This is a genomic window from Streptomyces sp. NBC_01446, from assembly GCF_026340095.1.
Classification (GTDB): domain Bacteria; phylum Actinomycetota; class Actinomycetes; order Streptomycetales; family Streptomycetaceae; genus Streptomyces; species Streptomyces aureus.
Map to the genome: position 1 here is coordinate 841274 of NZ_JAPEPO010000001.1, position 13851 is coordinate 855124.

Below are 13851 nucleotides of genomic sequence, written 5' to 3' on the forward strand. Positions count from 1 at the left end.
TGACGCGAGCTTGATGCCGCCGTTCGACAGGTCGTAAGAGAGGCGCAAATTCCCTGCCGGACGGCGCACTTCGGGCATCCGGCGGGGCTAGATTTCCCCTCGGCCGCCGGTGGGGCCCGCGGGCGTCAGTGGCATGACGGCTCTCCACCGGAAGCACCCATCGGATGCTTCCGGTCAGGGCACCCCACGGGCGGCCGAGCACGCGGCGGCGTCTCGTCGTCCCGTCGCCGACGTCCGTGCGCAGCCTTGCGGTGCCGGGGCCCCGGCACCGCAAGGCCCGGCGGCCACCACACGTTCTGTCAGCCCGACCGGTCGCCGGCGCGCCGCCCTGCGCGTGGGCGCGGTTCCCCACCGAGGCATGAAGGTCCCCATGTTTTCCGCTCCTCCCCAGCAGGCACCACCGTCCTCTCCGCAGCCCGGACAAGAGCCAGGGACCCAGAGAGGTCCGGGACGTCGCGCGTCGAGCGGGCTGTTCGAACCCGCCCAGCTCGCGCGGTCCTTCCCCGAGGCGCTGCGGAAGCTGCACCCGCGGGTCCTGGTCAAGAACCCGGTGCTGTTCGTCGTCTCCGTCGGAGCCGTCCTCACCACCATCTCCGCGGTCCTCCACCCCGCCGTCTTCACCTGGGTCGTCAGCGCCTGGCTGTGGCTGACGGTGATCTTCGCGAACCTCGCCGAGGCCGTCGCCGAGGGCCGCGGCAAGGCGCAGGCGGAATCGCTGCGCAAGGCACGTACGGACACGGTCGCGCTGCGCCTGCGCCACTGGAGCTACGGAACCAATCCGGGCAGCGCAGAGACCGAGGCGGTGGCTGCCACCGACCTCAAGCCGCTCGACGTCGTCGTGGTCGAGGCAGGCGAGCTGATCCCCGCCGATGGCGACGTGATCGACGGCGCCGCGGCCGTCGACGAGTCGGCAGTCACCGGCGAATCGGCGCCCGTCATCCGGGAGTCGGGCGGCGACCGAAGCGGTGTCACCGGCGGCACGACAGTCCTGTCCGACCGGATCGTGGTCCGCGTCAGCGCGCGCCCGGGACACTCCTTCCTGGACCGGATGATCGCGCTCGTCGAAGGCGCCTCGCGCCAGAAGACCCCGAACGAGATCGCCCTGAACATCCTGCTGGCCGCGCTGACGATCGTCTTCGTCCTGGTCGTCGTCGCGCTCCAGCCGATGGCCACGTACGCCGATGCCGCCCAGTCCACCACCGTCCTCGTCGCCCTGCTCGTCACCCTTATCCCGACGACCATCGGGGCGCTGCTGTCGGCGATCGGCATCGCGGGCATGGACCGGCTCGTCCAGCGCAATGTGCTCGCCATGTCCGGCCGCGCGGTCGAGGCCGCCGGTGACGTAGGCACCCTGCTCCTCGACAAGACCGGCACCATCACCCTCGGCAACCGCGAGGCGGCCGCCTTCGTGCCACTGCCCGGCATCACCGAAGCGCAGCTCGCCGGCACCGCCCAGCTGTCGTCGCTGGCCGACGAGACGCCCGAGGGCCGCTCCGTCGTCGTGCTGGCGAAAGCACGGTACGGGCTACGGGCGCCTGCCGAGGGCGAGTTGAGCCATGCCCGGTGGGTGAAGTTCACCGCGCAGACCCGCATGAGCGGCGTCGATCTGCGCTGGGACAACGGCGCGGTGTGCGCGATCCGCAAGGGCGCTGCCCAGCAGGTGATCGAGTGGGTGCAGATGTACGGCGGCCGGGTCCCTGCCGAGGCCCGCTGGTTCGCCGACTCGGTCGCGGCCTCCGGGGGCACCCCGCTCCTGGTTGCCGTGCACGACTGGGACGGGCCCCGGGTGCTGGGCCTGATCCAACTGAAGGACGTGGTCAAGGACGGCATCCGCGAGCGCTTCGCGGAGCTGCGCCGCATGGGGATCAGAACGGTGATGATCACGGGCGACAACCCGCTGACTGCCAAGGCCATCGCCGAAGAGGCCGGCGTGGACGACTACTTGGCCGAGGCCACTCCCGAGGACAAGCTCGCGCTGATCAAGCGTGAGCAGGAGGGCGGCAAACTCGTCGCCATGACGGGCGACGGTACGAACGACGCGCCGGCCCTCGCACAGGCCGACGTGGGCGTGGCCATGAACACGGGCACCTCCGCAGCCAAAGAGGCCGGGAACATGGTCGACCTGGATTCCAATCCGACGAAACTCATCGAGATCGTCGAGATCGGCAAGCAACTCCTCATCACCCGGGGCGCGTTGACGACGTTCTCCATCACGAACGACGTCGCCAAGTACTTCGCGATCATCCCGGCCATGTTCGCCGGCGCGTACCCGGGCCTGGAGTCGCTCAACATCATGGGCCTGCACAGCCCGACCTCGGCCATCACCTCGGCGATCATCTTCAACGCCCTCATCATCGTCGCGCTGATCCCACTCGCGCTGCGGGGTGTCCGTTACACGCCCGCATCGGCGCACGACCTGCTGCGGCGCAACCTGACGCTGTACGGGCTCGGCGGCCTTGTCCTGCCCTTCATCGGCATCAAGCTCATCGACCTGCTGATTTCCGGCGTGCCCGGGCTCGGGTGAACAGCCCGCGTCAAAAAGGCGTCCGGGCACGTCAGAGGGGTGTAAGGGAGCGGGACTTGAGCTTGTACGGGGCGGATCACGCCGGTTCCATGGACACCATGAACAGCGAGTGGCTCCTCATCGACCGGCCGCCTCATCGGGCGTTCCGCCGTGTGCCCCGCTGTGCGGAAACGCCCGCGTCCGCCGTCCGCTGACGCGCTTTCCGCTGCCCCAGGGGCGCCGTGACCCATGTCCGGCGCCCCTTTCCATGCCCGTACGCACCTGTCGTACGCGGACCCGAGCCGTACGCGAAGCCGTACTCGTATCCCCGGATGGACCATGTCTGACACCACCCTCTCGTCCCGTACCGTCCTCGTTACCGGCGCCACCTCCGGCATCGGTCTGGAGACCGCCCGGCAGCTCGCCGAACGGGGCGCCATTGCTGCTGCACGGCCGGACCGCCGAGGAAGCGCGCGCCGCCGCCGACCGTCTTGTCGCGACGGCCGGCATCGACGCGGGCCGGCTCTGCACCGTGGGCGCCGACTTCACCCGCCTCGACGAGGTCGAGACCATGGCGGCCCGTGTCGCCGCCGAGCACCCGTGCCTGGACGTCCTGGTGAACAACGCGGGTATGGCGGCGCCCGAGCGGCACACCATCACCGCCGACGGCAACGAGATCGCCTTCCAGGTCAACTTCCTCGCCCACTACCTGCTGACCTGCCTGCTGGAACCCGCGCTCACCAGCACTCCGGGCGGCCGCGTCGTGAACGTCTCCTCCTCCTTGCACCGCACCGGCTCCATTCAGTGGAGCGACCCCAACCGCGCCCGCCGCTACTCCCGGCTCGCAGCGTACGCCCAGTCGCAGCTGGCCCTGACGGTCTTCGCGGCGGATCCGCGCGTCACCGCGGTGTCCGTCCACCCGGGTGTGTGCGACACCGCGCTGCTCCCCCTCTACGCCCACGACGGCGTCACGCCCACCGAGGGAGCCGCGCACGTGGTCCGCCTCTGCGACCCGTCGGTCGAGATCGTCAACGGCGCGTACTACGACCGCGCCGAGCGCGTCGACCCGGCGCCCGCCGCCACCGAGGACCGCACGGTCAAGCACCTCACCAAGCTGGCCGACCTCCTCGTCGGCCGCACCGCTTGAATTCGCCCCATCTCAAACGGAGTTGATGCCCATGTCGAAGCGATCCCGCAAGAAGAAAGCCCGCCGCAAGAAGAAGGCGAACCACGGCCGCAAGGCCGGCCAGCGCTGACCCACCGGAGGGGCGGGCGCGGTGACGGGACCGGTCACAAGGGGCGCATCTCCCCCGCCCGCCTCTCCCCCTTTCCAAGCCCACGGAGGCCTCGGTGATCGAACTCGAACCCAGTCAACTGCCGCCGCTCACAAACTGGTTCCCTGCCGGGACCGCAGGGCCGGCCATCATCGGCGAGCACGCCCTCACCACGGGCGTCGGACGCTGGTGGGCAGACCGGGCAGATCAGCCACGCATCATCGCCGTGTCCTGCACCGACCGCGTCCTGCTGCGCGGCTCCCCTGACACATCCGAGGACCTGGCACCCCTGGCAGGCAGCCCCATCGACGCGCCCGCCCGCTTCCTGCCCACCCTCGGCGCGGCCTTCGACCGCCTCACCCCGTGGGAACGCATGGTGTGGACCCTGCAAGCCGAGCCCCAGCCCTGCCCGACTCCACGCGGCGTGACCGTACGCCGCCTCGAACCCGCCGACACCGACGCCCTGCACGCCCTCGGGCCCGATTCGGCCTGGATCCACGCCAGTTGGGGCGGTGCCGTCGGCCTCGCCGCCTCCGGTCACGGCTGGGCGGCCGTGGACCGCGGCGGACAGGTCCTGGCCATCGCCTGCACGTACTTCCGCGGTACCCGCTACGAGGACGTAGCGGTCTTCACCGCCCCCGACCACCGTCGCCACCGCCTCGCGCTGGCCTGCGTCACCGCCCTGGTCGCGGACATCACCGCACGCGGCCACACCCCCAGCTGGAACTGCTCCGTCCTCAACCGCGCCAGCCGTCTCCTGGCCTGGACTGCTGGCTTCCGGCTGGTACGCGAGTACGTTCACTACGCGGTCGGGAGCCCGGCACGACGCAGCCGCCTCGCGGCATGAGGCCCTGAATTGGCCGCGCGGGCGGCGGGGATCCACCGAAGGTGCGGCGGCTTCTGGTGGCCGGTCGACCCGCGCCCGTTCGCTCTGCGCCGAGGCGAACGAACCGCGTGTGCGGGCTACGCACACCGGCATGAGGCGCCGGGTGCTACTTCTCGGCCGTGCCGGGTTCCCCGCTGAGCGGCGGCGCCCTCCTCGAAGAAGTCGACGATGCCGGGGAGCAGGGGCCCGTCAGGCGTCGTCGACCTGGGCGTGGGTCCGTGCGAGGGGGGTGGCAGGGCGCTGTGGCACGTCGATACTCCGCTTCGTATCGGTTCGGCACGCGTGGCTGTGCGCTGCTCCTCATGGTTCGGGGATGCGGGATCAGGACAGCTTCACGGCGGTTTCACCACCCGGGAAGCATGCCCCGGGAAGGCGCGCGCCCGACTGTTCTTAACGCGGCCTTGACGCGTTCGGCCCAGCTATCCGTGGGCCCGGGGTTCACTCTCTGCATACGCTGGTCCCGCCGTGTCCTCGATGGCCGGAAACTTTCGAAGAGCCGTACGTCAGGAGCACGCCGATGGCCGCCACCGACCACGACGCCCGCACGAGCCGCCTGCGTGGGTGGATGCTGGAAGGCCTGTCCGACATGGCCAAGCACCAGCAGGGGCCGCGGGCCGTCGAGCCGGAGCCCGTGCACAAGGGGCAGCGCTGGTGGCGGGTGATGTGCCTGACCGGCGTCGACTACTTCTCCACCCTCGGCTACCAGCCGGGTATCGCCGCCCTTGCGGCCGGGCTTCTGTCCCCCGTGGCCACGATCGTGCTCGTCATAGTCACCCTGGCGGGCGCACTGCCCGTCTACCGGCGAGTTGCCGAGGAGAGCCCGCACGGCGAGGGCTCGATCGCGATGCTGGAGCGGCTGCTGTCCTTCTGGAAGGGCAAGCTGTTCGTCCTCACCCTGCTCGGCTTCGCCGCCACCGACTTCCTGATCACCATCACCCTCTCCGCGGCGGACGCCTCCACCCACCTCGTCGAGAACCCCCATCTGACCGCCACGCTCCACGACAAGCAGATGCTGATCACGCTGATCCTGGTCGCGCTACTCGGCGCGGTCTTCCTCAAGGGCTTCCTGGAGGCGATCGGCGTCGCCGTCGTCCTGGTGGCGGTCTATCTCGGACTCAACACCGTGGTCGTGATCACGGGGTTGTGGCACGTGATGTCCGCAGGGCATGTGGTCACCGACTGGTCCAACGCCCTGACCGCCGAACACGGAAACATCTTCGCGATGATCGGGGTGTCCCTACTGGTCTTCCCCAAGCTGGCCCTCGGTCTGTCCGGCTTCGAGACCGGCGTGGCGGTGATGCCGCACGTCGAGGGCGATGCCACCGACACCGAGGAGAAGCCGACGGGCCGTATCCGGGGCGCTAAGAAGCTGCTGACCACGGCCGCCGTGATCATGAGTGTGTTCCTCGTCTGCACCAGCTTCATCACCACGCTGCTCATCCCGGAGAAGGAGTTCGAGTCCGGCGGCCAGGCCAACGGCCGCGCACTCGCCTATCTGGCCCACGAGTACCTCGGCAACGCTTTCGGCACCGTCTACGACGTCTCCACCATCGCCATCCTGTGGTTCGCCGGCGCCTCCGCCATGGCCGGGTTGCTCAACCTGATGCCCCGCTACCTGCCGCGCTACGGCATGGCCCCGCACTGGGCCCGCGCCGTACGCCCCATGGTGATCGTCTTCACCCTGGTCGCCTTCCTTGTCACCTGGATCTTCAACGCCGATGTCGACGCCCAGGGCGGCGCCTACGCCACGGGCGTCCTGGTCCTGATGTCCTCCGCGGCGATCGCGGTGACCATCGCCGCGCGCAAGGCCGGCCAGCGCAACCTGACGATCGGCTTCGGCGTCGTCTCTGCGATCCTCCTCTACGTCACCGTCGTGAACGTCATCGAGCGCCCCGACGGCGTGAAGATCGGCGCCTGTTTCATCGCCGGCATCATGCTCGTCTCGTTCCTGTCGCGGCTCGCCCGCGCCTTCGAACTGCGCGTCACGAGCGTGACCCTGGACGACATGGCTCAGCGATTCGTACGCGACATCGCCAGCCGCCGGATCCGGTTCATCGCCAACGAGCCCGACAACCGCGACAAGGCCGAGTATCGCGACAAGATCGAGCAGATCCGTCACGACAATGACGTCCCGTCCCAGGAGGACTTCGTCTTCGTCGAGGTCACCGTCCTCGACCCCTCGGAGTTCGAGTCGGGCCTGACCGTCCGCGGGGAGGTCCTCCACAACCGGTACCGGGTCCTGACTCTGGAGAGCTCGTCCGTCCCCAACGCCCTGGCCGCCCTGCTCCTGGACGTCCGCGACACGACCGGCTGCACCCCGCACATCTACTTCGAGTGGACCGAGGGCAACCCCTTCACCAACTTCCTCCGCTTCTTCCTCTTCGGCCAGGGTGAGGTCGCGCCTGTCACCCGTGAGGTCCTGCGCGAGGCCGAACCCGACAGGGCCCGCCGCCCCCGGATCCACGTCGGCTGAGCGGCGAGGGCATCAAGAACGCGTCAGGAACGGGCGACACAGCGTCAGAGTGCCATCAGCGTCGGATCCGCCGAGGCCGGCGCCGCCTAGAAGACTCATGAAGATCTTGCTGAGGGGTTGTCCGGCCGCAGGCCGGGCGGCCCCTCCGGCTATGTATTGACCGGGGTGAGGTGCCAGGTTCCGTTGGTTCGGGTGAGTCCGAGGTTGATCAGTCGGCGGAGGTTGAGGGCGGCTGCTCGGGTGTGGAGCCAGGCGTCGTTCTTGATGGTGCCGCGGTAGCGGAGTTTGCGGTTGTTGTGGTGGACGAGCCAGGCGACGGCGCGTTCGACTGGTGGTCTCCAGCGCCGGTAGTCAGCCTGCCAGTCGGGATCGGTGGCGGTCTGGTGGCGAGCGGCGGCGAGCAGGTCGTGGTGCGGACGGATGGTCAGGATCCGCCCGGCCTTGGCCTTGGTGCACCGCTCACGAAGGGGGCATCCGGCGCACACGTCCTTGAACGAGGCTTTGCGCTGGTGGTGCTGCCCGGCGGGAGCGGATAAAGGGACGGTGTGTCCGGCGGGGCAGGTCACGGTGGCGGCGCCGGTGTCGATGATGAAGTCGTCGAGGGTGAAGCCGCCAGGGACGGCGGGCCGCAGTGGTGCGGGTTTGAGGAACAGCCGGTGACCGGCAGTTTCGAGGCTGTGGCGGGCGTCGCCGGTGGAGTAGGCGGTGTCACCGAAGGCGTCAACGGGCTCGTCCTCGTCGGTGAGCAGGTCGATTCCGACCATCGCCTCGTGGTGCTCGGGACCGGCTCCGGGCCGCAGGGCGACGGCGGTGTATAACCCGGTCTCGGGCTCCATGGCGAGGTGGGCCTTGAAGCCATCCTGTTGGTGGGTGCGGGTCTTGTGCACGTGCCGGGCTTCGGGGTCGACAGTGGAGACCATCCGGTTTGGTGCGGTGCCCTGGGTGATGCGCCAGCGCCCGTCGCGGCCGTCGGAGTCCTCGGCGGGCTCCACGTCCTGACCTGCGACCAGGGCCAGGATGCCGACCGCGTTCGCGGCCTTCTCGTCGAGCTGCTGCTCGGGCAGATGGCCCAGCAGCCGCAGTGCGTCACCGACCAGGGCGTCGACCAGGTCGGCACGGGCCTGCTCGTCGTTCCAGGCGATCCTCGGCTTGCCCGGGTCGTTGTAGTCGTGCGCGGTGCACTGCACGGCTGCCACCTCGCCGGCCCCGGGGACTTCCCGGATCACCGCCCGGATGGCGGCGATGATCTGGGTGACGGTGTCCTGGGTGGCCACCGCGTCGTCCAGCACAGTGGAATCCAGCGCCCGGCGGTGCTTGCCCTTGAGGACACCGGTGGCCTTCACGACCTCACGCACAGCCTCGAATACCCGGTTCGGCCGGGCGGAACGGGCCAGCCGGCGGCGGAAGTAGGCCAGCAACGACGGATCGAACGCCATGTCATGAAGGCCCAGTCCACAGGCGGCCTTCCACCGCAGGTCGCACCGCAGCTCCTGGACCGTCTCGAAGTCCGAAAGCCCGTGCAGGGCCTGTAGCGTGATCGAAGCGGCCAGGATCTGCGGCGGCATGCTCGGCCGCCCGTTCGCCGACGGGTACATGTCCGCAAACATCTCCGCTTCGAACAGCGCGCTGCGATGCTCGGCCAGGAACGCGAACACACTCCCTGCCGGGATCAAATCCCGGCAGGTCTCCCATACATCCGGCCCGATCGTCTCCCCGGCCCATTCCCCCATCACCACAACAAACAGTCTGGCCCCGCCGCTCACGCGGCGGGGCCAGAACCCAAGATCTTCATGAGTCTTCTAGCGTCTGTCATATGAAACGAAGCGGACCCCGGGACACAGGCGACGACCGCCACTGGCGCGGCAACGCCCGGTTCGCGCTCGGCTGCGCCCTCGTGGTCTGCGGCATGGCCCTGCTGATCGACTGGGACGCGGGAACCCTCACCACGCTCCGCGCGGGTATGTGGCTCACCCTGACCGCCACAGTGTTCGCCGTGCTGCTCCCGCCACGCATCACCGCGGGCGACGGCTGGCTGGCGGTCCACGGGCTCGCGCGCCGGCGTCGGGTGCGCACCGACGCGCTGGTGAGCGTACGGCAGTACGGCGGTGTCACCGCCCACCTCGTCCTGAGGGACGCGTACGGCCACTGGCTGGAGCTCGACCCCCGCGTACTCGTCGCCAATCCGCTGCTCTGGCACGAGCTGGACACCGGCGCCCACCGCTCCAGAGAGCGGGGCACATTGCGCCACGGATCCGACGTGCTGCGGCAGCTGAGCGAACAGATCGACGACCGAACAGCACGAGAGGTCCTCTCCGCCTCCGGCCTGAAGCCCTGACTGACGCCACGCAGGCCCTACTGTGCCTTGCAAGACATAGGGCCGACGTCCCCTTGGCCACGCTCCACAACGGCACCATCTACCCAACACATTTGGGCCGGCCACGCACCGTCCGCTCCATCCACCCCGGTCCCCGCGTCTGATCCGCAAGAACTATCACGGGGGACACCGCAAAGTGCACGGCGAACTCGCCACCCTCGGCCTCCGGATCGCCGCCTCCGCCGTCTGGGAAATCCTCAAACAAGAAAGCACGGCCCCGCCCCCGACCGGCGCAACACCGTGCCACCGCGGCAGCTCCGCGCCTCTGGCCTCCGGCCGCCCGGACCAGGGGCAGGGCACTTCTCTTCATAGTCGAAGGCACAGGCCTCCCCGTCGCCGACAGTGCTGCCTCGAGGCCGTGCACTTGGGGGTGGCTCCCGGCCACCCGCGCCCCGTTGGTCGCCCCAGCGCGCCAGCATCCGCCAGGTGCAGACCACCCCAAGCGCGGGCATCTCCCAGGCATCACCTGCTCCCCTGCACCTCACGGATGGAGCGCCAGATGAGCGCACGATCACCCCGCGGCCGGGTCTACCGCCGCTGCGGCTGCCGCAGCGAAGGCAGCCGCCAACTCGGCCCGCACTGCCCGCGACTCGCCTCCGATCCGGACCACGGCAGCTGGGCGCTGGCCATCGACGCACCCTGTGCCGCTCGAAAATGCGATTCAGTGGTGCACGCTGCGGCGATGCCGTTCGATCAGGCGGCGTGGTGGTACTCGTTGATCAAGCCCCCCAGGACGGACCGTCGCCGGATCCCGTGGGTCTGGAGGTCGGTCACGGTGGCCGGGGCGATTCGCCACCTGCTGCGGCGTTCGGGCATCGTTGCCACGATCCCCGAACGCCGCGACCAGGTGGCCAACCGTCGGCGACGTGGAGCCCACGGCGGCCGCCCACCCGCCTTCGACAGGGACATCTACCGCGACCGCAACGTGGTTGAACGATGCTTCGCCTGCCTCAAGCAGTTCCGTGCGATCGCGACCAGGTTCGACAAGCTCGCCGATCGCCACCGGGCTGGAATCGTCTTGGCAGCTCTGATCCTGTGGCTCCGCGAACCCGCCAGATGACCATTTGTCAGACACACCCCTAGCACGCTCTGGCCAAGGAGCTCGCGGAGACCATCATAAGTTGGGGGAAGGTGCCATCGATTCCCATCTTCACCGACAACGGCCGCCGCCTTCATCCACGGATTGGAGCCGGAGGCGTTCTCCACCGCCGGGGGCGGCAGCAACAGCGTGCGCGTCCACGTGACCACCAACGCGGGCGTGCACAATCGCGAGCAGCAATTCAGACTGGTGAAAGACATCTCCGCGCTCATCGCCAAGGCCGCCGGAGACGCTTCCCTCGCAGAGCGCACCTGGGTATCACTGACCGTGAGCGTTCGTTGCGGCTGGGGCATCGGCGCGCACGCCTACACCAACCAGGAGATCGTACGGACCGCGAGGAAGCTCCTCGGCAGGGACTGAATACCCGACTGATCGGAGCAAATCCCAAGCTCAGGCGACATCCGGTCGGCGGTGCGCGGCTTGACCGGCCGGTCTTTCAGGGTGCTTGCGCCCATTTCTGCAAGCGGCAGACAGAAGGTGATTACCTCATGAGCACCGTCGAAGACAGGAACAAGGCCATCGTCCGTGAAGCTTTCGACGCTCTGTTCAACAAGCGGGACTACGCCACTGCCGAGCGGTTCTGGTCCCCCGACTACATCCAGCACAGCGCTCACATCGAGCCCGGCCGGGAGGGTCTCTTCAATCTGGTCAAGAGCCTCCCCGCGGAGCTGAAGCACGAATGCGAGCTGATCATGGCGGAAGGGGACACGGTCATGGTGCGCGGGCGCTTCTCGGGGCACGTGCAGCCCGCCCCGTGGATCGCCGCAGACTTCCTCCGCATGGAGGACGGCATCCTGGCGGAGCACTGGGATGTGATCGAGGAGGAAGCCTCCCGAAAACAATCCCTGAGCGGCCTACCGATGTACGGAGACAACTTCCCCGAGGAGCGCTGACAATGAGTACCTACCGAGTCGCGCAGGTGAACGAACCCAACGGCACGTTCGAACTCGCCGAGCGAGAGGTGGCACAGCCGGGTTCCGGCCAGGTCAGAATCGCCGTGGAGGCATGCGGTGTCTGCCACTCCGACGCACTTTTCGTGAGCGCTGGACTACCAGGGGTGTCGTTCCCCGAGGTACCCGGGCATGAGATCGCCGGGCGCATCGAGGAACTGGGCGAAGGCGCTCAGGACCGTGGATGGCAGGTCGGTGACCGGGTCGCGGTCGGCTGGTTCGGCGGCAGCTGTGGCCACTGCAAATCCTGCCGGGAGGGCGACTTCATCGTCTGCCGGAATCTGAAGGTCCCCGGATGGGCATACGACGGAGGATTCGCCGAGAAGGTGATCGCGCCCGTCGACGCGCTGGCCCGGATCCCCGACGCGGTGTCGGCGAGCGACGCGGGGCCGATGGCCTGCGCGGGCGTGACCGTCTTCAACGGGCTGCGGCGCAGCTCCGCCCGGCCCGGCGATCTCATCGCGGTGCTCGGACTCGGCGGCCTCGGACACCTTGGGGTGCAGTACGCGATCGCGATGGGCTTCGAGACCGTGGCTATCGCACGCGGTGCCGAGAAGGCCGACTTCGCCAAACAACTCGGCGCCCATCACTACGTCGACAGCACCTCCGACACCCCGGTCGCCGAAGCCCTGCAGTCCCTCGGCGGCGCCAAGGTCGTCCTGGCCACCGCCGGGAACTCCGCAGCCATCACGGCCACCGTGGACGGCCTGGCCCCCCGCGGGGAGCTCGTGGTTATCGGCGCGGACACCGAGCCGCTTGGCATCAGCCCGGCCCAGCTGCTCATGAGCGGCTACATCGTCCGCGGCCACCCGGCCGGCACCTCGCAGGACGTCGAGGACACCATGGCGTTCAGCGCCCTGCACGGCATCCGACCGATGACCGAGACCGTGCCACTGGACCGTGCGGATGAGGCCTACCAGAAGATGCTCGCCGGCAAGGCCCGCTTCCGGATGGTGCTCACCGTGGGCTGACGCTGCGGGTGCCGATGAAACATCCGGCCGGTTTAGGCGGCACGTCGGTACTCGTGTCGGCGTACGGCCTGAGCTGGCCCTGGCAAGATTTTCCTGAAGCGGGGGTGTTGTGCGTGCCGATAAGTCCATCCGCGCTGGTGAAAGGGCCTGGCTGGACAATCGGGTGCCGGAGGGCTGATCGACCGTTCCCGCCAGCTCAGCTCCGGCATGATGTTCGATCGTGTTACTGCGCCTGGCCTATCTGGCGGTCACGAACTCTTTCGCCGCGCTGCGGCTGTTGCCGTTGAGCGATCGGGACAAGGACGTGGAGATCCTCGCTCTGCGGCACCAGCTCGCAGTCCTTGAACGGCAGCTCGGTACAGCCCGACCGAACTTCGCTCCCGAGGACCGTGCGTTCCTCGCCGCCCTGCTCCATCGTCTGCCCAGACATGCCCTGAGCAGGCTGCGGCTGCTGGTTCGGCCGGACACGGTGCTGCGCCGGCACCGCGACCTGACAAAGTGTCGGCACGCAGCCCGCTCACGCCCTTAAGCGCACCGGCCGGCCAAGAACCGTGCGCTCCATCCGGCAACTGGTATTGCGCTTCGCGAAAGAGAACCCGAACTGGGGTTACCGACGGATCCACGGCGAACTCGCCATGCTCGGCATCAAGATCGCGGCTTCCACCGTCTGGGAGATCCTGCGCGCCGCCGGAATCGATCCGGCTCCGCAGCGCTCCACCACAACCTGGGCTGACTTCCTGCACACACAGGCAGATGCTCTCCTCGCGTGCGACTTCTTCGAGACCGTCACGCTTACCGGTACCCGGCTGCATGTGCTCGCGGTGATCGAGCACGCCAGTCGCCGGATCCGGATCCTGGGCGCCACCGCGCACCCGACCGCCGCCTGGGTCACGCAAGCCGCACGAAACCTCGTCATAGACCTGGAGGACGCCGGTCATCATGCGCGATTCCTGATCCGGGACCGGGACGGCATGTATCCCCGACTGTTCGACGCGATCCTCGCGGATACCGGAATCAAAGTGGTGCTCACCGGCATCCGCATGCCCCGGATGAACGCGATCATGGAACGTTGGGTACGCACCTGCCGCCGCGAACTACTCGACCGCACACTGATCTGGAACCCGCACCATCTCCTCTGCGCCCTCCGAGAGTTCGAAGACCACTACAACAACCACCGCCCGCATCGTGCACTCGGCCAAGCATCACCTCTACGCTCACACCCCGAGCCGGTCACCAATCCGGGCCAGATCGCCCACCTGAACATACGCAGACGCGACCGCCTCAGCGGAACGCTCCACGAATACCACCATGCAGCCTGACC

The 13851-nt window shown here is 68.6% G+C and carries 9 protein-coding genes and 3 pseudogenes; 10 read left to right on the top strand and 2 right to left on the bottom strand.

Annotated elements, in window-relative coordinates; genetic code table 11:
• Positions 1–370: 370 nt before the first annotated feature.
• The 4 genes and pseudogenes from kdpB (at position 371) to OG456_RS03930 (ending at position 7136) form a co-directional block, all read left to right on the top strand.
• A complete protein-coding gene (gene kdpB / locus OG456_RS03915) occupies positions 371–2524 on the top strand; it encodes a potassium-transporting ATPase subunit KdpB (protein WP_266557231.1) in 2154 nt (717 codons plus the stop codon).
• 318 nt (positions 2525–2842) lie between these two features.
• A pseudogene (locus OG456_RS03920) lies at positions 2843–3650 on the top strand (SDR family NAD(P)-dependent oxidoreductase).
• 203 nt (positions 3651–3853) lie between these two features.
• Positions 3854–4624: a GNAT family N-acetyltransferase gene (locus tag OG456_RS03925; RefSeq protein ID WP_266557233.1), complete on the top strand. Its 771-nt coding sequence runs from the start codon at positions 3854–3856 to the stop codon at positions 4622–4624.
• A 556-nt stretch (positions 4625–5180) separates the two neighbouring features.
• Positions 5181–7136 carry an amino acid transporter gene (locus tag OG456_RS03930; RefSeq protein ID WP_266557235.1) on the top strand — a complete coding sequence of 652 codons (1956 nt, stop codon included), beginning with the start codon at positions 5181–5183 and terminating at the stop codon, positions 7134–7136.
• Between the two features lie 149 nt (positions 7137–7285).
• Here OG456_RS03930 and OG456_RS03935 read toward each other — a convergent pair whose 3' ends face one another.
• Positions 7286–8866 carry an IS1182 family transposase gene (locus tag OG456_RS03935; RefSeq protein ID WP_266557237.1) on the bottom strand — a complete coding sequence of 527 codons (1581 nt, stop codon included), beginning with the start codon at positions 8864–8866 and terminating at the stop codon, positions 7286–7288.
• An 83-nt stretch (positions 8867–8949) separates the two neighbouring features.
• On the opposite strand from OG456_RS03935, the gene OG456_RS03940 reads away from it, so the two are divergent.
• The 5 genes and pseudogenes from OG456_RS03940 (at position 8950) to OG456_RS03960 (ending at position 12530) form a co-directional block, all read left to right on the top strand.
• Positions 8950–9471: a hypothetical protein gene (locus OG456_RS03940; protein WP_266557239.1), complete on the top strand. Its 522-nt coding sequence runs from the start codon at positions 8950–8952 to the stop codon at positions 9469–9471.
• An 823-nt stretch (positions 9472–10294) separates the two neighbouring features.
• Positions 10295–10570: pseudogene (locus OG456_RS03945) on the top strand (transposase); the annotation flags it as partial.
• Between the two features lie 123 nt (positions 10571–10693).
• Positions 10694–10969, top strand: a complete 276-nt coding sequence (locus tag OG456_RS03950) for a hypothetical protein (RefSeq protein WP_266557240.1) — start codon at positions 10694–10696, stop codon at positions 10967–10969.
• Between the two features lie 128 nt (positions 10970–11097).
• The gene (locus OG456_RS03955; RefSeq protein ID WP_266557242.1) at positions 11098–11502 is read left to right on the top strand and encodes an ester cyclase; all 405 of its coding nucleotides are present in this window, start codon (positions 11098–11100) and stop codon (positions 11500–11502) included.
• A 2-nt stretch (positions 11503–11504) separates the two neighbouring features.
• Positions 11505–12530, top strand: coding sequence for an alcohol dehydrogenase (locus OG456_RS03960; RefSeq protein ID WP_266557244.1), 1026 nt, complete (start codon positions 11505–11507; stop codon positions 12528–12530).
• Between the two features lie 223 nt (positions 12531–12753).
• On the opposite strand, the gene OG456_RS03965 is transcribed toward OG456_RS03960, so the two are convergent.
• Positions 12754–12960, bottom strand: coding sequence for a hypothetical protein (locus OG456_RS03965; protein ID WP_266569561.1), 207 nt, complete (start codon positions 12958–12960; stop codon positions 12754–12756).
• Between OG456_RS03965 and OG456_RS03970 the strand changes: the two are divergent.
• A pseudogene (locus OG456_RS03970) lies at positions 12937–13849 on the top strand (integrase core domain-containing protein). The gene OG456_RS03965 and the pseudogene OG456_RS03970 overlap by 24 nt on opposite strands.
• Positions 13850–13851: the final 2 nt, after the last annotated feature.

Excerpts from the sequence above, each read along its gene's own strand:
- OG456_RS03965 (WP_266569561.1), bottom strand. The coding sequence starts at position 12,960 with ATGTCTGGGCAGACGATGGAGCAGGGCGGCGAGGAACGCACGGTCCTC.
- kdpB (WP_266557231.1), top strand. The coding sequence starts at position 371 with ATGTTTTCCGCTCCTCCCCAGCAGGCACCACCGTCCTCTCCGCAGCCC.
- OG456_RS03960 (WP_266557244.1), top strand. The coding sequence starts at position 11,505 with ATGAGTACCTACCGAGTCGCGCAGGTGAACGAACCCAACGGCACGTTC.
- OG456_RS03935 (WP_266557237.1), bottom strand. The coding sequence starts at position 8,866 with ATGGGGGAATGGGCCGGGGAGACGATCGGGCCGGATGTATGGGAGACC.
- OG456_RS03930 (WP_266557235.1), top strand. The coding sequence starts at position 5,181 with ATGGCCGCCACCGACCACGACGCCCGCACGAGCCGCCTGCGTGGGTGG.
- OG456_RS03940 (WP_266557239.1), top strand. The coding sequence starts at position 8,950 with ATGAAACGAAGCGGACCCCGGGACACAGGCGACGACCGCCACTGGCGC.
- OG456_RS03955 (WP_266557242.1), top strand. The coding sequence starts at position 11,098 with ATGAGCACCGTCGAAGACAGGAACAAGGCCATCGTCCGTGAAGCTTTC.